The organism is Isoptericola sp. 178 (genome assembly GCF_030586525.1).
Lineage (GTDB): Bacteria > Actinomycetota > Actinomycetes > Actinomycetales > Cellulomonadaceae > Isoptericola > Isoptericola sediminis.
In genome coordinates this window covers 573,170-588,678 of the sequence record NZ_JAUQYN010000003.1, presented here as the reverse complement: position 1 = coordinate 588,678, position 15,509 = coordinate 573,170, and the positions used below count along the sequence as shown (strand labels likewise).

At 74.5% G+C, this 15,509-nt stretch carries 17 protein-coding genes and 1 other RNA gene; 12 read left to right on the top strand and 6 right to left on the bottom strand.

Annotation, left to right across the window (positions count from 1 at the left end):
• Positions 1–7: 7 nt before the first annotated feature.
• Positions 8–1,423 carry an FAD-binding oxidoreductase gene (locus tag Q6349_RS11915; protein WP_304604250.1) on the bottom strand — a complete coding sequence of 472 codons (1,416 nt, stop codon included), beginning with the start codon at positions 1,421–1,423 and terminating at the stop codon, positions 8–10.
• Between the two features lie 264 nt (positions 1,424–1,687).
• Here Q6349_RS11915 and Q6349_RS11910 point away from each other — a divergent pair, with 264 nt between their 5' ends.
• Positions 1,688–2,128, top strand: a complete 441-nt coding sequence (locus Q6349_RS11910; protein ID WP_304604464.1) for a CBS domain-containing protein — start codon at positions 1,688–1,690, stop codon at positions 2,126–2,128.
• A gap of 54 nt (positions 2,129–2,182) precedes the next feature.
• Here the strand turns inward: Q6349_RS11910 and Q6349_RS11905 are convergent, their stop codons facing one another.
• Positions 2,183–3,952: a serine/threonine-protein kinase gene (locus Q6349_RS11905; RefSeq protein WP_304604249.1), complete on the bottom strand. Its 1,770-nt coding sequence runs from the start codon at positions 3,950–3,952 to the stop codon at positions 2,183–2,185.
• A gap of 214 nt (positions 3,953–4,166) precedes the next feature.
• Here Q6349_RS11905 and Q6349_RS11900 point away from each other — a divergent pair, with 214 nt between their 5' ends.
• The 5 genes from Q6349_RS11900 (at position 4,167) to Q6349_RS11880 (ending at position 9,793) form a co-directional block, all read left to right on the top strand.
• A complete protein-coding gene (locus Q6349_RS11900; protein WP_304604248.1) occupies positions 4,167–5,936 on the top strand; it encodes a bifunctional 3'-5' exonuclease/DNA polymerase in 1,770 nt (589 codons plus the stop codon).
• 79 nt (positions 5,937–6,015) lie between these two features.
• Complete coding sequence (locus Q6349_RS11895) at positions 6,016–7,434, top strand: sugar porter family MFS transporter (RefSeq protein ID WP_304604247.1); 1,419 nt, start codon at positions 6,016–6,018, stop codon at positions 7,432–7,434.
• Positions 7,435–7,458: 24 nt separating this feature from the next.
• On the top strand, positions 7,459–8,331 hold the full coding sequence (locus Q6349_RS11890; protein ID WP_304604246.1) for a Nif3-like dinuclear metal center hexameric protein: 873 nt from the start codon (positions 7,459–7,461) through the stop codon (positions 8,329–8,331).
• Between the two features lie 35 nt (positions 8,332–8,366).
• Positions 8,367–9,107: a zinc ribbon domain-containing protein gene (locus Q6349_RS11885; RefSeq protein ID WP_304604245.1), complete on the top strand. Its 741-nt coding sequence runs from the start codon at positions 8,367–8,369 to the stop codon at positions 9,105–9,107.
• Positions 9,107–9,793 (top strand): histidine phosphatase family protein, encoded by a 687-nt coding sequence (locus tag Q6349_RS11880; RefSeq protein WP_171248029.1) that lies wholly within the window; start codon positions 9,107–9,109, stop codon positions 9,791–9,793. The genes Q6349_RS11885 and Q6349_RS11880 overlap by 1 nt, the downstream gene beginning before the upstream one ends.
• Positions 9,794–9,800: 7 nt before the next feature.
• Here the strand turns inward: Q6349_RS11880 and Q6349_RS11875 are convergent, their stop codons facing one another.
• Positions 9,801–10,127, bottom strand: a complete 327-nt coding sequence (locus Q6349_RS11875; RefSeq protein ID WP_304604244.1) for a TfoX/Sxy family protein — start codon at positions 10,125–10,127, stop codon at positions 9,801–9,803.
• Positions 10,128–10,172: 45 nt separating this feature from the next.
• Positions 10,173–11,006 carry a YaaA family protein gene (locus tag Q6349_RS11870; protein ID WP_304604243.1) on the bottom strand — a complete coding sequence of 278 codons (834 nt, stop codon included), beginning with the start codon at positions 11,004–11,006 and terminating at the stop codon, positions 10,173–10,175.
• Between the two features lie 35 nt (positions 11,007–11,041).
• Between Q6349_RS11870 and Q6349_RS11865 the strand changes: the two genes are divergently transcribed.
• The 5 genes from Q6349_RS11865 (at position 11,042) to Q6349_RS11845 (ending at position 13,510) form a co-directional block, all read left to right on the top strand.
• Entirely contained in the window at positions 11,042–11,509 is a 468-nt protein-coding gene (locus Q6349_RS11865) for a nucleoside deaminase (protein ID WP_304604242.1), read from the top strand.
• A gap of 29 nt (positions 11,510–11,538) precedes the next feature.
• Positions 11,539–11,922, top strand: a complete 384-nt coding sequence (locus Q6349_RS11860; RefSeq protein WP_304604241.1) for a tautomerase family protein — start codon at positions 11,539–11,541, stop codon at positions 11,920–11,922.
• 23 nt (positions 11,923–11,945) lie between these two features.
• Positions 11,946–12,327: RNase P RNA component class A (gene rnpB, locus Q6349_RS11855), an RNA gene on the top strand.
• A gap of 65 nt (positions 12,328–12,392) precedes the next feature.
• On the top strand, positions 12,393–12,989 hold the full coding sequence (locus Q6349_RS11850; protein WP_304604240.1) for a GNAT family N-acetyltransferase: 597 nt from the start codon (positions 12,393–12,395) through the stop codon (positions 12,987–12,989).
• A gap of 236 nt (positions 12,990–13,225) precedes the next feature.
• On the top strand, positions 13,226–13,510 hold the full coding sequence (locus Q6349_RS11845; protein WP_304604239.1) for an STAS domain-containing protein: 285 nt from the start codon (positions 13,226–13,228) through the stop codon (positions 13,508–13,510).
• Positions 13,511–13,571: 61 nt separating this feature from the next.
• Here the strand turns inward: Q6349_RS11845 and ppgK are convergent, their stop codons facing one another.
• Complete coding sequence (ppgK, locus tag Q6349_RS11840) at positions 13,572–14,336, bottom strand: polyphosphate--glucose phosphotransferase (RefSeq protein ID WP_171248036.1); 765 nt, start codon at positions 14,334–14,336, stop codon at positions 13,572–13,574.
• A gap of 28 nt (positions 14,337–14,364) precedes the next feature.
• Here ppgK and Q6349_RS11835 point away from each other — a divergent pair, with 28 nt between their 5' ends.
• Positions 14,365–14,559, top strand: a complete 195-nt coding sequence (locus Q6349_RS11835) for an SPOR domain-containing protein (protein ID WP_171248037.1) — start codon at positions 14,365–14,367, stop codon at positions 14,557–14,559.
• Between the two features lie 25 nt (positions 14,560–14,584).
• Here the strand turns inward: Q6349_RS11835 and panB are convergent, their stop codons facing one another.
• The gene (gene panB, locus Q6349_RS11830; protein ID WP_369810817.1) at positions 14,585–15,481 is read right to left on the bottom strand and encodes a 3-methyl-2-oxobutanoate hydroxymethyltransferase; all 897 of its coding nucleotides are present in this window, start codon (positions 15,479–15,481) and stop codon (positions 14,585–14,587) included.
• Between the last annotated feature and the right edge of the window lie 28 nt (positions 15,482–15,509).

Below are 15,509 nucleotides of genomic sequence, written 5' to 3'. Positions count from 1 at the left end.
CCTCTCCTCAGGGCGCGACGTTCTGGTGCAGTCGGAACAGGTTGTCCGGGTCCATGCGCTGCTTGAGGGCGCGCAGCCGGGCGTAGTTCGCCTCGCCGTGGGCCGCCCGCAGCGTCGCCGGGCCGCCCTCCTGGAACCCGGGAAAGTTGAGGTACTCGCGTCCCGTCGACAGGTCGTCGAGGTCGGCCGCGCACGCCCGGGCCCACCGCACGTTGGCCTCGTCGTCACCGGGCTCCGTCCAGTTCGCCTCGATCCCCACCAGGTAGGGTGCGCTGCGGTCACCGAACGCCGTGTCCTCCGGCGCGACCCGGGACATCGCGCCGCCCATGTGCCACAGATCGATGGTGGACAGCGCCGAGGGACGGCGGTACGTCTGGTCGACGGCGCGGCGCAGCGCCTCCTCCGAGAGCTCGGGCAGGTGCACCGAGCGCCAGTAGTAGCGCATCCCGTTCGGGTAGTCGGCGTCGAAGATCTGCTGCAGCTCGACGTAGGGCATCGGGCCGCTGAGGTCGGCCGCCGGGTCGGGCAGGTCGCGGATCGGCGCCAGCAGCTCGGGACCGCGCGCGGGGTCGGTGACGCAGGCCAGCACGATGACGCACGGCTGCCCGGTGAGCTCGGCGGGGATCGCGTCGTCCTCGGGAGCGGCCCCCAGCACGGCCATCGAGGAGACCTCGTCGGGCAGGTCGGCGGACCAGTCGCGGTAGGCGTGCAGCACCTCCATGGCGCGTTCGGCCCGGTGGACGACGAACCCTGCGTAGACCTCGGGCCCGACGGGGTGCAGCCGCACCACGAACTCGGTGACCACGCCGAGGTTCCCGCCCCCGCCGCGCAGCCCCCACAACAGCTCGGGGTCGGACTCCTCGTCGACGTGGTGCACCGACCCGTCGGCGGCGACGATCGTGGCACCGACGATGTTGTCGCAGGTCAGGCCGAACCGGCGGCGCAGCCAGCCGATCCCTCCGGTCAGACCGAGCCCGCCGAGACCGGTGTCGGAGAACACCCCGGCCGGCGTCGCCAGGCCGTGCTCCTGGGAGGCGGCGTCCAGGTCGCCGAGGCGGGCGCCGCCGGCCACCCGTGCCAGCCGGGCGCCGGGGTCCACCGAGACGTCCCGCATCTCGCCGAGGTCGATGACGAGCCCGCCGTCGACGCCGGCGGTCCCGGCCACGTTGTGCCCGCCCCCGCGGACGGCGACCAGCAGGTGGTGCTCGGCGGCCAGCAGGACGGTGCGACGGACGTCCTCGGTGGTGGCGCAGCGCACGATCGCGGCGGGACGCCGCTCCGTGACCCCGTTCCACAGGGCCCGGACCTCGTCGAAGTCGTCGTCCTCGGCGCGGACCAGGCGGCCGGCCAGGGCGGCGGCGAGCGCGTCCAGCTCGGCGTCGAGCCGTGCGGTGCCGCCCTCGAGCGTGGTGAGCTCGGTCATCACCGCTCCTTCGTGGTGTGGTGCCGGCGACCTCGCCGCGCCCGCAAGGTCCTGGCCGCCGCGGGACGCCCTCCTGGTGTCGAGCGTAGCCACGGTTCACCCGCTCGCCGGGTGGGCGCCGCCACCCCGTCGGGTGAATCCCTGCCGCGGCAGGACACCCCGACCGGCCCGGGGCCGCAGAGCGAGCGCGGGCCGATGTCGTAGCGTCGTGGCAGGAGGCCGGGACGACGAGGTCCCGGCGTGCACACCACGGAGGTGTCCGGGATGCGGGTGACAGAGACGTTGCGGCACAAGGGCGAGGGCGTGGTCACCATCGCGCCGGGATCGACCGTGCGCGAGATGCTGGCGCTGCTCGCCGAGCACCGGATCGGTGCCGTCGTCGTGTCCGTCGACGGCATGCACGTCGACGGCATCGTCAGCGAGCGCGACGTGGTCCGCCGGCTGCACGTCGACGGTGACGAGATCCTCGACGGGCCGGTGACGCGGATCATGACCGTCGACGTCCACACCTGCACCCCCGGGACGTCCCTCGACGACCTCATGCTCGTGATGACCGAGCGCCGCATCCGTCACGTCCCCGTCCTGGACGACGGCAGGCTGGTCGGCATCGTCAGCATCGGGGACGTCGTCAAGCGCCGGATGGCCGAGGTGCAGGCCGAGCGGGACCAGCTGACCGACTACATCGCCGGCGGCCCCGGGGTGTGACGCGGCAGGGCCGCGCCCGCGCCGTGGCGCCCGGGAGGTTCCGGTCGCCCCCCGTCAGGGCATGGGCGAGGAGCTGCGGCTCGGTTCGGCGATCGGGTCCGCGTCCTCGCTGGGTGCCGGCGCGGGATCGGGCGCGCTGGTCTGCGTGGCGGTCGGTTCCGGCGCGGGCGCGCTGGTCTGCGTGGCGGTCGGTTCCGGCGCGGGGGAGCTGGTCCGTGTGGCGGTGGGCTCGGGCTCCGGCGCCGCGGTCGTCGGGTCGTCCGTCGGCGAGGGGGAGTCCGTGGGGGTCGGCGAGGACGTCGGCTCCTCCGTCGGCTCCTCGGTGCGGGTCGGTGCCGACGTGGGCTCCGACGTCGGCGCCTCCGGCTCGGAGGTCGGGCCGGTCGTCGTCGGTGACGGCGACGGCTCCGACGTGGGTGACGGCGACGGGCTCTGCAGGACCGGGACGACCGGTGCCTCGTCCTCCCCGTCGAGCAGGGGCCAGGTCATCATCGCCCCCACGGCGGCGGCCAGGACGAGGGCGAGCGCCCCGACCAGGACCCATCGCCGGCGCCGTCCCGCAGGGACCGTCTCCGCGCCGCTGCCGGACCCGTCGGCGCCGGTCCCTCCGGCACCCGGGTCCGCCGCGGCAGCATCCGTGCCGAACGCCGCGCCGGCACCGGCACCTGCGCCGACGGCCGCACCGGCAGCCCCCGCGGTCGTCGCGGCCGCGGTGTCGCCGCCGCCGTCGGCCGCGTCGTCGCCCTCGGTCGCGCCGGCGTCACCGTCCTCGACCGCGGCGATCTGCCGTGTGCGCTGCAGCTCCGCACCCAGGTTGTCCACCGCGGCCGCGGCCGCGGCGGCGCCGACCGCTCCGAGCGCGGCGGTCCGGTGCGGGTCGTCCTCGTCGACGCGGCCCAGGTCCATCGTCTGGTCGGGGGACGCCCCGCCGCCGGGCGCCGCGACGGCGGCGGACCCGCCGAGCAGCGACGCCACCGCCGTGCGCATGGCGGCGGCCGAGGCGAAACGTCGTGCCGGGTCCTTCGCCATCGCCTGTGCCACGAACCGGTCCACGGCGGCCGGCACGGCGGCCCGTCGGGCCGAGGGCGCCGGGACCGGGGCCCCGACGTGGGCGCGCAGCACGTCGTCCGGTGTCGCCCGCTCGTACGGCGGGTGCCCGGTCAGGACGTAGTACGCCAGGGCGCCCACCGCGTACACGTCGCTGCGCTCGTCCAGCGGCCTGCCACGGGCCTGCTCGGGGGACATGCCCAGGGCCGAACCCGTCACGACACCCGCGGCGCCCTCCGCGTCGCCGGGAGTGGCGAGCCCGAGGTCGATCAGCCCCACCGTGGGGCCGCTCTCCTCGTGCCGCGAGACGACGACGTTGCGCGGGCTCACGTCCCGGTGCACGAGTCCGGCGGCGTGCACGGCCGCGAGCGCACCGAGCACCCCGTCCACGACGACGAGGGCCTCCCGCCACGGCAGGCCGGTGCCGGCCACCGTCTCGGACAGAGGGGCACCGGGGAAGCGCCGGGTCAGGACCCACGGCACGGTCGCCCCGGCGACCTCGTCCTCGCCGGAGTCGAGGACCGTCGCCACGTGCGGGTCGTCGATCTGCTGCGACGCGGAGATCTCGCGGTCCATCGCGGCGCGCGCGGCCTCGTCGTCGACGAGGTGCGGGTGCAGGGTCTTGACGAGGAGCGCGGGTTCGGCGTCGTCGGGTCCCGCGTCCACCCGGGTGGCCTCGTAGGCGGTGTAGGTCCCCCCCGTGCCGAGGACGTCCCCGAGCACGTAGCGGCCGCCGAGGATCACTCCGCCGCCGGAGCGGTCGTCGTCCGGTGCCACCTCACGCACCGCCGTCGGGGCGGGACGCCTGGTCGGGTACGGCGATCGGCGGCACGGCGTCGACGGGCTCGGTGTTCTGACTCATAAGCCTTCACAGGATACGCGGGGAAAGCCGCGCGGTCGCGGCCACGTGGGCCGTGCGCCGCGTGACGCGCGTCGCCCCCCTGCGGGACCGCGCCCGCGCGGTGTCGCAGGGACGCGCGAGGATGCTCCCGTGCACATCGTCCTGGCCCGGCAGGCCTCCGGGGTCGTCCAGGCCGTCCGACGTCCGGAGGGGGCAGGGAGCGACCCCGACGACGCCTCGCCGTGGCGGCTGGCGCCGGGTGAGCTCTCCGCCGCCGTGCACGCCCGGGAGTCCGTGGAACCGTCGCGCTGGACCTGGGTCGACACCAACCGCTGGTACCCCGCCCTGCTCGCCGACGGGGTCCGGGTCGAGCGGGCCCACGACCTGCGCCTCGCCCACCGGGTGCTGCGCGGCTCGCGGTTCGCGCACGGCTCCGACCTGGCCGGTGCCCCGTCGGGTCCCTGGGACGCCCTGGAACCCACCGTCGCCGGGGGAGCGGTCGACCGGGCCCGCCCCGAGCAGCAGGCCGACTCGCTGTTCGACCTCGGTGACCTCGACGGACCCACGCACGGGGCCCGGTCGGGCCGTCCCGCGCAGACCGACCCGGACCCGGTGGCCGAGCTGGCCGCCCAGCAGGCCGCCGTCGCCGGTGCGTCGGAGCCCGGCCGGCTGCGACTCCTGCTCGCGGCGGAGTCCGCCGCGGCGCTCGCGGCCGCCGAGATGCACCACGCGGGCCTGCCGTGGCGCGCGGACGTGCACGACGCGATCCTCACCGAGGCCCTCGGGCCCCGCCCGGCGCCCGGCCTGCGCCCGGACCGGCTGGAGGCGCTCGTCACCGAGATCCGCGCCGCCCTCGACGCCCCCGCGTCCCTGAACCCCGACTCCCACCCGGACCTGCTGCGTGCCATGGAGTACGCCGGCGTGGGGGCGCGCAGCCTGCGCAAGGGGGAGCTCCAGCGCCTCGAGCACCCGGTGATCGCCCCGCTGCTCGAGTACAAGAGCCTCTACCGGCTCTACACCGCGAACGGCTGGCACTGGCTCGACCAGTGGGTCCGCGGCGACCGGTTCCGCACCGACTACGTCGTCGGCGGCGTCGTCACCGGCCGCTGGTCCTCCACCGGCGGGGGAGCCCTGCAGCTGCCGAAGGGCGTGCGCGGCGCGGTGCGGGCCGATCCCGGCTGGGTGCTGGTGGTGGCCGACGCCGCCCAGCTCGAGCCGCGGGTGCTCGCCGGGATGGCGCGGGACGAGGCCATGGCGCGCGCCGGCCGCGACGGCGACCTGTACGCCGGCATCGTGGCCGGCGGTGCCGTCGCCTCGCGCGAGCACGCCAAGGTGGGCATGCTCGGCGCGCTCTACGGCGGGACCACGGGTGTCAGCGGTCAGGTGCTCCCGCGGCTGCGCAGCGCCTTCCCGCGGTCGATGGGACTGGTCGAGGAGGCCGCCGCGACCGGTGAGCGCGGGGGCGTGGTGACCACCTGGCTCGGGCGGTCCTCCCCGCCGCCGGGGCAGGCCTGGGACGACGCGCAGTCCGGTGCGCTCGGGGACGACGCCGCCCCGGACGCCGCGACGCTCGCCCGGTCCTCGGCGCGCGCGTGGGGGCGGTTCACGCGGAACTTCGTCGTGCAGGGCACCGCGGCCGAGTGGGCGGACTGCTGGCTGGCCTCGATCCGCCGCCGGCTCTGGGCGCTCGGCACCGCAGCGACCGACGGTCGCGCGCCGGCGCCGTTCACCGACCGCCCGCACCTGGTGTTCTTCGTGCACGACGAGGTCGTCGTGCACGCGCCGGCCGAGCTCGCCGACGCCGTCGCCCACGAGGTGCGCGAGGCGGCCGCGGAGGCCGGACGGCTGCTCTTCGGCGAGTTCCCCGTCGCCTTCCCCCTGACGGTCGCCGCCGTGCCGGCCTACGACGAGGCGAAGTAGCGCCCCGACTCCGGCAGGCGCCCGACGGCGTGCGGGCCTAACCTGGCCGGGTTCTGACGACAGCGGCGGAAGGGGCACCATGTCAGGCACGGCACAGACCCAGGAGCAGGGGTTCCACGCGGGGCGTGTGATCCAGCTCGCGGTGACCGCGGCGCTGGGTGGCTTCCTGTTCGGCTTCGACACGGCGGTGATCAACGGCGCCGTCACGCCCATGCAGGAGGCCTTCGGCATGGGTGCCGGGGTGACGGGCTTCGTCGTGTCCTCGGCGCTGCTCGGCTGCATGGTCGGCGCGTACTTCGCCGGGCGGCTCTCCGACAAGATCGGCCGCGTCCGCGTCATGGTCATCGCCTCGGCGCTGTTCACGATCTCCGCCATCGGCTCGACGTTCGCCGTCGGCCCGGTGGACATGATCATCTGGCGCGTCATCGGCGGCCTCGGCGTCGGGGCGGCGTCGGTCATCGCGCCGGCCTACATCGCGGAGATCTCGCCGGCGCACATCCGCGGGCGCCTCGGCTCCCTGCAGCAGATGGCCATCGTCACCGGCATCTTCATCGCCCTGCTGTCCGACTACGCCATCGCCGCGGCGGCCGGCGGGGCCGGCAACGAGTTCTGGTTCGGCCTCGACGCCTGGCGCTGGATGTTCTTCACCGAGGTCATCCCCGCCGTCATCTACGGCGCGCTCGCGCTGTCGATCCCGGAGTCCCCCCGGTTCCTGGTGCACCAGGGCCGCGAGGACGAGGCCCGCAAGGTGCTGTCCAGCGTGCTCACCGAGGGCGTCGACGACCGCATCAGCGAGATCCGCCGCACGATCATCCGCGACCGCGCCACCTCGCTGCGGGACCTGCTCAAGCCCACCGGCGGTCTGCTGCCGATCGTCTGGATCGGCATCGCGCTGAGCGTCTTCCAGCAGTTCGTCGGGATCAACGTCATCTTCTACTACTCCTCGACCCTGTGGCAGGCGGTCGGGTTCACCGAGGACGACGCCCTGCAGCAGACCGTCATCACGTCGGTGACCAACATCGTCGTCACGGTCGTGGCGATCCTGCTCATCGACCGGATCGGCCGACGTCGCCTGCTCACCATCGGGTCGGCCGGCATGTTCGTGGCCCTCGGGACGATGACGATCGTGTTCAGCCAGGCGCCGCTCGTCCCCAACGACGCCGGCGAGCTCGAGCCGGTCCTCAGCGACAGCGCCGGGATCGTCGCCCTCGTGGCCGCCAACCTGTTCGTCGTCTTCTTCGGGATGTCCTGGGGCCCGGCCGTGTGGGTGCTGCTGGGGGAGATGTTCAACAACAAGATCCGTGGCACGGCCCTCGGCATCGCGGCGGCGGCCCAGTGGCTGGCCAACTTCGCGATCTCCAGCTCCTTCCCGTCCATGGCGGAGGTCGGGCTGTGGTTCGCCTACGGCTTCTACACGATCGCGGCGCTGGCGTCGCTGTTCTTCGTGCTGCGGTTCGTCCCCGAGACCCGCAACAAGGAGCTCGAGGACATGGAGTGACCGGCACGTCCTAGGCTCGGGGCCATGAACGCCGAACACCCCACGCTGGCCGACGTCGTCTCCGTCCTGGAGGACCTCTACCCGCCGTCGACGGCGGAGGGCTGGGACGCCGTCGGTCTGGTCGCCGGCGACCCGTCGCGGCCGGTGCGCCGGGTGCTGTTCGCCGTCGACCCGGTGGCCGACGTCGTCGCCGAGGCCGTGGAGTGGGAGGCGGACCTCGTGGTGACCCACCACCCGCTGTTCCTGCGCGGCGTGCACTCGGTGGCGGCGACCACGTTCAAGGGTGCCGTGGTCCACCGGCTGCTGGCCGCGGGCTGCGGGTTGTACGTGGCGCACACGAACGCCGACGCGGCGCCGCGGGGGGTCGCGGACGCCCTGGCCGACCTCGTGGGGCTGACCGACCGCCGTCCGCTCGTCGCGCACGTCGACGACACCGAGCGCGGGCTGGGACGCGTGGGCACCCTCGACCACCCCACGACCCTGGGCGAGTTCGCCGAACGCGTCGCCCAGGTGCTGCCCACCACCGCCCAGGGTGTCCGCGTGGCCGGCGACCTCGAGGCCCCGGTGTCGACGGCCGCGGTCGTCGGCGGGTCGGGCGACTCCCTGTTCGACGCCGTGCGGGCGACGGCCGCCGACGTGTACGTCACCGCCGACCTGCGTCACCACCCCGCCTCCGAGCTGCGCGAGCGGGCCCTCTTCGAGTCGACCGATCCGGAGCGGCGCGAGGCGGGCACCCCGTTCCTCGTGGACGTGGCGCACTTCGCCTCCGAGTGGCCCTGGCTGGCCTACGCGGCCACGGATCTCTCCGCCGGGCTCGGAGACGGTACGGTGACCACGAAGGTCAGCACCCTGGTGACCGACCCGTGGACGCACCGCGTGGGCGGCGTCGGGCGCTGACCGGCATCAGGAGAGCAGACCGAGAGGACCCGTCCATGGCTACCGCACCCGTCGAGGACCAGCGTCGTCTGCTCCAGGTCCAGGCCCTGGACACCCGCCTCCAGCAGCTCGCCCACCAGCGCAGCAAGCACCCGTCGCTGACGACGCTGGCCGAGCTGGACAAGCGGCTCGCGGACCTGCACTCCTCGCTCGTGGACTCCCGGACCGCCGTCGCGGACCTCGAGCGCGAGGTCGCCAAGGCCGAGGCCGACGTCGAGCAGGTGCGCACCCGCGCGACCAAGGACCAGCAGCGCCTCGACAGCGGCGCCCTCGGTGCCAAGGACGCCCAGGCCGTGGTGAGCGAGCTCGAGTCGCTCGCCCGTCGGCAGAACGTCCTGGAGGAGACCGAGCTCGAGATCATGGAGCGGCTGGAGGCCCACCAGGAGTCGCTCGGGCAGGTCGAGGCCGCCCACGGCGAGCTGGTCGCCGCCCAGGAGAAGGCCGCTGCCGAACGGGACGCCGCCTACGCCGAGATCGACGCCGCCGCGCGGGAGGTCCAGGCGGAGCGCGCCCAGCTGGCCGAGGGGCTCGACGCCGGTCTCGTGACGCTCTACGACCGCCTGCGCGGCCAGCTCGGCGGTCTCGGCGCCGCTGCCCTGCGCGGCAACCGCTGCGAGGGCTGCCGCCTCGAGCTCAACCCGGGTGACCTCGCCGCCGCGCGCGGCGCCGCCCCGGAGCAGATCGTCCGGTGCGAGGAGTGCGGCCGGATCCTCGTGCGCGACCCCGACGGTTCCTGATGCACCGCCGACCCGCCCCCGGAGCCCTGGCGCGCTACGACGGCGCGGTCCCGGCCACGCTCGTGCTGGTGCGGCACGGCGTGACGCACCTGACCGAGGCGGGGGCGCTGTCCGGCGGCGACGTGCCCGGGCCGTCGCTGACCACGGCGGGTCGCCGCCAGGCGGCACAGGCCGCGGACGCCGTCTTCCGGCTCGGCACCGAGCGCTGGGCCGACCTCGCCCGGCCCGACCTGCTGGTCGCCTCCCCGATGGTGCGCACCCAGGAGACCGCCGCCGCGATCGGCCGGCGGCTCGGGGTGCACGTCACGACGGACGAGCGCTTCGCCGAGGTGCGCTTCGGCGTCTGGGAGTCCCTGACGCCGCAGGAGGTCGAGGAGACCTGGCCGGGCGACCTGGCCAAGTGGGTCACCAGCGGGTCCTTCGCCCCGCCCGAGGGAGAGTCCTACGCGGACCTGGGCGAACGGGTCGGCCCCGCGGTCGACGAGCTGGCGGCGGGCACGGTGGGGCGCACCGCGGTCGTGGTCGCCCACGCCGCCGTGATCCGGTCCGTGATCGGCCGGGCGCTGGACGCGCCCCCGGCGGGGTGGGGGCGCCTCCGCGTGCCGCCGTGCTCGCTGTCCATCGTGCGGCTGTGGCCCGACGGGGACCGCGAGGTCACCGCCGTCGGGCACCCCGCCGCCGACTGACGACCGGTCACTTCGGCGGCAGGGCAGCGGCGTGGTCGGCGCCGCGGGCCACCCAGGCGTCCAGCGTGGCGGGGTCGGCGAGCTCGTCCCGTCCCACCGAGACGAACCCCCGCATCTCGCGGTGACCCATGCTCATCGGGGCGGCGCCCGCGGCCAGGGCGTCCTCGTACCCGTCCGGGCCGACCCGCACCATCAGCGCGTCGCGCAGCACCCCCGCGGCCATGTTCCCGGAGAGCATGAACGCGATGCCGCCGAACATCCTCCGCTCGGTGAGCCCCTCCCACCGGGAGAGGGAGTCCCGCACGCGGTCGGCCAGCTCCTCGTCGTAGGCCATGGCGCCAGTGTGCGCCGGCGGCACGCGCCCCGCCCGGGAGACCGGTCAGGCGATGACGAGCTCCAGGGTGTGCGGGCGACGCGCGCCCGTGGCCTCGTGCAGCTCGGCCGCGACCATCCGGTAGCTGAGCCCGGTGCCGACCTGCGTGCCGATCACCTCGCCGTCGAGCTCGCGGGCCGCGGCGAGCAGCCCGGTCGCCGAGGTCGGGGGAGCGGCCCGGCGACGCAGCAGGTGGCCCGTGAGCACGCCACGGGTGTGCTTGGCGTTGTGCGAGACGACGGTGCGCTCGCCGTCCGCCTCCCGCACGACCCGGACCGTCACCCACTCGGCGGCGTGGTCACCGGTGGTGGCCGGCTTCCACGCGGAGACGTAGGCGGACGAGCGGCAGTCGACGACGACGTCGCCGGCGGCCCGCTCGGCCAGCGCGGCGGTCAGGTGCGGCCGCCAGGCGGTGGCCAACCCGCCGACGCCCGGCAGCGTGACGCCCATGGACAGCCGGTAGGCGGGGATCCGGTCGGACGGCGCGACGACGCCCCACAGGCCCGAGAAGGTGCGCACGTCCGCCGCCGCACGGGCCGCCGCCTCCCCGTCGAGCTCGGCGAGGCCCGCCGCCGCGTACAGGACCCCGGTGTAGACGTCGGTCGCCGGTGCCGTCGGGGCGGTGCGCAACCGGGTGTTGCGGGCGACCTCCTCCGCCAGGCCCGCCCCCACCTTGAGGACCGCGGTGGCGTCGTCGCGGGCGCTGGCGGTGGCCAGCGCGTCCAGGACGGCCTCGCGCTGCGCGGTGAGCTCCGGCGCGGTGAGCGCCGCGAGGTCGACGGGTGCGCCGTCGTCGGGCGCGGGGGTCTTGCCCTCGGAGGGCGGCAGGCAGATCAGCACCCGGACACCTTAGGCAACCGTGGGACGATCTCGGCATGACGAACGACGTGCACTGGCTCACCCGGGCCGTGGAGCTGGCGACGAGCAGCGTCCCGGCCGGTCACGGGCCCTTCGGCGCGGTGGTCGTCCGCGACGGCGAGGTCGTGGCCGAGGGGACGAACCGTGTGACGACCGACACGGACCCGACCGCGCACGCCGAGGTCGTCGCGCTGCGGCAGGCGTGCGCACGGCTCGGCGTCTTCGACCTGAGCGGCGCGGTGCTGTACAGCTCGTGCGAACCGTGCCCGATGTGCCTCGGGGCCGCCCTGTGGGCGCGCGTCGACCGGGTGGTGTTCGCCGCCGACCGCGACGACGCCGCCCGTGCCGGCTTCGACGACCGGCACTTCCACGAGGTGCTCGCCGGCCGACAGCCCTCGGAGGTGCCGATGGAGAACCTGCGGATCGACGCCGCGCTCGCCCCGTTCGAGGCATGGCACGCCTATCCGGGGCGCACCGCCTACTGACGGACCGCCCCGGGCGGTACGGTCCCCTCATGGCGCAGGTGAAGATCTACGGAAACCGGACCATCTGGGGCGAGCGTCGTGAGGAGGTCTCCGACGCCGTGCACGACGCGCTGGTCACGGCCTGGCGGATCCCCGAGGACAAGAGGTTCCACCGGTTCCTGCTGCTCGAGGACGGGGACCTCGTCGCGCCGCGGTCGGACGCGTACCTCCTCATCGAGGTCGTCTGCTTCTCCGGCCGGTCGACCACCGCGAAGAAGGCGCTGGTCAGGGCCATGTACGACGAGGTCGCGCCGGCCCTGGACCTGGCGGACGACGACCTGGAGGTCGTGATCCTCGAGAGCCGGCCGGAGAACTGGGGGATCCGCGGACGGACGGCGGACGAGCTGGCGCTGACGTACCCGGTGGAGGTCTGAGGCCGGTATCCTTGCGGGGCGGACGAGTCGGTCGGACGGTCGCGTCGGCGGTGCTCAGGCGCCGTCGCCGAGGAACGTCCGGGCTCCGAAGGGCAAGGTGGTGGCTAACGGCCACCCGGGGTGACCCGCGGGACAGTGCCACAGAAAACAGACCGCCGCCGGGAGACCGGCGGTGAGGGTGAAACGGTGGTGTAAGAGACCACCAGCGTGTCCGGTGACGGGCACGGCTCGGTAAACCCCACCTGGAGCAAGGTCGGACAGGGGACGTTCGAGGGCTGCCCGCCCGATGTCCCCGGGTAGACCGCTGGAGGCCTGTGGCGACGCAGGTCCTAGATGGATGACCGTCGCCCGTGCGGGGGTGACCCGGCACGGGAACAGAACCCGGCGTACAGACCGGCTCGTCCGCACCCCATCGCCCCGGCGCCGGCCGTCCGGCGGCGAGCGTCGGGGGTCGCCCGTAGGGTCACGGCGTGGCGACGCTCACCGCACGGCCCGCGAACCAGGTCCCCTTCGAGGACCTCCAGACGGTGCTCGGTACCTCCCAGGCCGGTCGGTGCCAGTGCCAGCGTCAGGTGCTCGGCGACGGCGAGTGGTGGGACATGCCGGTCGAGGAACGGCGGCTCCGGCTGGCCGAGCAGACGTGTGCCGACGACCCGACATCGCCGGTGACCAGCGGCGTCGTGCTCTACGACGGCGACGAGCCGGTCGGCTGGGTCGCCGTCGGCCCGCGTCCGACCTACCGCCGGTACCACGGCCGCAGTCCCGTCGCGTGGCGCGGGCGTCACGAGGACCGCGACGACGACGGCGTGTGGCTCGCGGCCTGCTTCGTCGTCCGCGCGGGGTACCGGGGCCAGGGGCTGATGTACGAGCTGGCCCGCTGCGCCGTCGACTTCGCCCGGGAACGGGGTGCGCGGGTCCTCGAGGGGTATCCGATCGTCGCGGCGGACGGTGGCGAGGTGATCTGGGACGAGGCGAGCGTCGGCGTGCCGCAGATCTTCTCGGCCGCCGGCCTGGAGGAGGTCGCGGCCCCGACGCCGCGCCGTCGCGTCCTGCGCCTCGAGCTGTGACCGACGGGTCGACGGGCGCTCCGGTGCCCCGGTCCGAACGTGAAAGTTCGGTCAAGAACGGTTCCGGAAACGGGTTCCCGTGGGGGTCGGAGTGGTGTACGTTGGCCGCATCGCGACGACGAGGTCGCGAGTCTCGAACGCCGGTGCCGCGCCCGCGGCACGCAGGGGGCGAGGACACCAGGGACGAAGGTGGCACAGTGACCCTCATCCATGAGGTTCGGGCCGGAGGGATCGTCTTGAACGAGACGCCCGAGGCCAGTGTGGTGACCCTGTGGGGCGAGATCGACATCGCCCTGCGCGACGAGGCCTCGGCTGCTCTGGCCGGGGCGTTCCAGCGTGACCTTCCCGTGATCGTGGACGCCTCCGAGGTGACGTTCCTCGACTCCGCGGGTATCGCCTTCCTCGTCCAGCTCTGCCGCATCGGGCAGGACGAAGGGCTCTCCGTCACGTTGCACGACCCGCCGGCCGTCGTCAGCGAACCGCTGGGCACGTTGCACGTCGACGTCCCCGTCGCCAACTGACCCGACACGACGACGCCGCACCACCCGGCCGGGTGGTGCGGCGTCCTCGTGTCCGGAAGGGTCAGTGGGGATCGGCCGCGAGGGAGGCGGCGCCGACGATCCCGGCGCGGTTGCGCAGTGTTGCCGGGACGATCTCGGCGCGGAGGTCCAGCAGCGGCAGGAACTTCTGGTGGTGCTTGCTCACGCCGCCGCCGACGACGATGAGGTCGGGGGAGAGCAGCATCTCCACGGTCTCGAAGTAGCGCTGCAGGCGCTTCGCCCACTTCTCCCACGACAGGTCCTCGCGGTCCCGCGCGGCCTCCGACGCCTTCGTCTCGGCGTCGTGCCCGTCGATCTCGAGGTGGCCGAGCTCGGTGTTCGGCACGAGCACGCCGTCCACCAGCAGGGCTGACCCGATCCCGGTGCCCAGGGTCGCCATGAGCACCACGCCGCCGTGCCCGGCGGCCGCCCCGTAGCGGTCCTCCCCGACCCCGGCCGCGTCCGCGTCGTTGACCGCCGTCACGTCACGGCCGGTCGCCTCGCGGACGAGCTGCGGCAGGTCGACGCCCTTCCAGGACTTGTGCAGGTTGGCGATGAACCGGACGATCCCGCGGTCCAGGGGCGCGGGGAACGCGACGCCGACCGGCGCCTCGTCGGGCAGGTCGAAGCCGGCGACGAGCTCGGCGAGCACGTCGGCGACCGCGTCCGGGGTGGACTTGCTCGGGGTGGGGATCCGCAGCCGGTCCGCGGCGAACTCGCCGGTGGTCAGGTCGACGGGGGCGCCCTTGATCCCGGACCCGCCGATGTCGATACCGAAGGCCACCTGGTGTCCGCTCTGCTCAGCCATGGACCCCATCTTGCGGCAGGATCGAGTCATGAGCGAGTACAGCAGCAGCACCCAGTATTGGTTCAACACCGAGACCGGGCAGGTGGAGACCGCGAAGGAGAAGTCGAGCTGGACGCACCTGCTGGGTCCGTACGCCACGCGCGAGGAGGCGCAGCACGCCCTGGACAACGCCGCGCGGCGCAACGAGGAGTGGGAGGCCGAGGACGAGGACTGGCGGCGCTGAGGGGCTCTGCGCCGCCGGTCCCGCGTCACTGGTCGAAGGTGTGCTCCTCGGTCGGGAAGGACCCGTCGCGCACCTCGGCCGCGAAGTCCGCGGCCGCCTGCTGCAGGGCGCGGCCCAGCTCGGCGTAGCGGCGGGCGAAGCGCGGCGACCAGTCGGTCATCCCGGCCATGTCGGTCCACACGAGGACCTGGCCGTCGACCTCGGGGCCGGCGCCGATCCCGATCGTCGGGATGACCAGGAACTCGGTGATGCGGGCCGCCACGGCGCGGGGCACCATCTCCAGCACGACCGCGACCGCGCCGGCCTCCTGGACGGCGAGCGCGTCCTGGCTGAGCTCCTCGGCCGCGTCGTCGCCCCGGCCCTGCACGCGGGGGCCGCCCAGCGCGTTCTCGGACTGCGGGGTGTAGCCGAGGTGGCCGACCACCGGGATCCCCGCCTGGGTGATCGCGCGGATCTGCTCGGCCGAGCGGCGGCCGCCCTCGAGCTTGACCGCCGAGGCGCCGGTCTCCTTCATGATGCGCACGGCGGAGGCGAGGGCCTGCTCGGGGCCCGCCTCGTAGGTGCCGAAGGGCAGGTCGACGACGACGAACGCGTGCTGCGCCGCCGAGGCGACCGCCCGTCCGGCCCGCACCATGTCGTCGAGGGTCACGGGCAGCGTGGTGGCGTGCCCGAGCATGGTGTTCCCGACGGAGTCGCCCACGAGCAGCGTGTCGATGCCGGCGGCGTCGAGGATCGCGGCCGTGGGGGCGTCGTAGGCGGTGAGCATCGTGATGCGCTCACCGCGCTCCTTGGCGCGCTGCAGGTGGTGGACGCGGACTCGGCGGGCGCCGGCGGCGATGCCGGCCGCGTCGTCGTCGGTGACCGACCTCACAGCGGAGTTGTCAGCGGGCGTGACCGAGGGGTTGTGGCCTGCGGGTTCCATGGTCGATAGCGTAGGCGACAGCCGGTGC

What these genes read in the sequence shown, in the direction of transcription:
- Q6349_RS11865 (WP_304604242.1), top strand. Translation starts at nt 11,042, where the DNA reads ATGACGAACGACGTGCACTGGCTCACCCGGGCCGTGGAGCTGGCGACG.
- Q6349_RS11885 (WP_304604245.1), top strand. Translation starts at nt 8,367, where the DNA reads ATGGCTACCGCACCCGTCGAGGACCAGCGTCGTCTGCTCCAGGTCCAG.
- Q6349_RS11860 (WP_304604241.1), top strand. Translation starts at nt 11,539, where the DNA reads ATGGCGCAGGTGAAGATCTACGGAAACCGGACCATCTGGGGCGAGCGT.
- Q6349_RS11910 (WP_304604464.1), top strand. Translation starts at nt 1,688, where the DNA reads ATGCGGGTGACAGAGACGTTGCGGCACAAGGGCGAGGGCGTGGTCACC.
- Q6349_RS11890 (WP_304604246.1), top strand. Translation starts at nt 7,459, where the DNA reads ATGAACGCCGAACACCCCACGCTGGCCGACGTCGTCTCCGTCCTGGAG.
- panB (WP_369810817.1), bottom strand. Translation starts at nt 15,481, where the DNA reads ATGGAACCCGCAGGCCACAACCCCTCGGTCACGCCCGCTGACAACTCC.
- Q6349_RS11835 (WP_171248037.1), top strand. Translation starts at nt 14,365, where the DNA reads ATGAGCGAGTACAGCAGCAGCACCCAGTATTGGTTCAACACCGAGACC.
- Q6349_RS11895 (WP_304604247.1), top strand. Translation starts at nt 6,016, where the DNA reads ATGTCAGGCACGGCACAGACCCAGGAGCAGGGGTTCCACGCGGGGCGT.
- Q6349_RS11880 (WP_171248029.1), top strand. Translation starts at nt 9,107, where the DNA reads ATGCACCGCCGACCCGCCCCCGGAGCCCTGGCGCGCTACGACGGCGCG.
- Q6349_RS11915 (WP_304604250.1), bottom strand. Translation starts at nt 1,423, where the DNA reads ATGACCGAGCTCACCACGCTCGAGGGCGGCACCGCACGGCTCGACGCC.
- ppgK (WP_171248036.1), bottom strand. Translation starts at nt 14,336, where the DNA reads ATGGCTGAGCAGAGCGGACACCAGGTGGCCTTCGGTATCGACATCGGC.
- Q6349_RS11875 (WP_304604244.1), bottom strand. Translation starts at nt 10,127, where the DNA reads ATGGCCTACGACGAGGAGCTGGCCGACCGCGTGCGGGACTCCCTCTCC.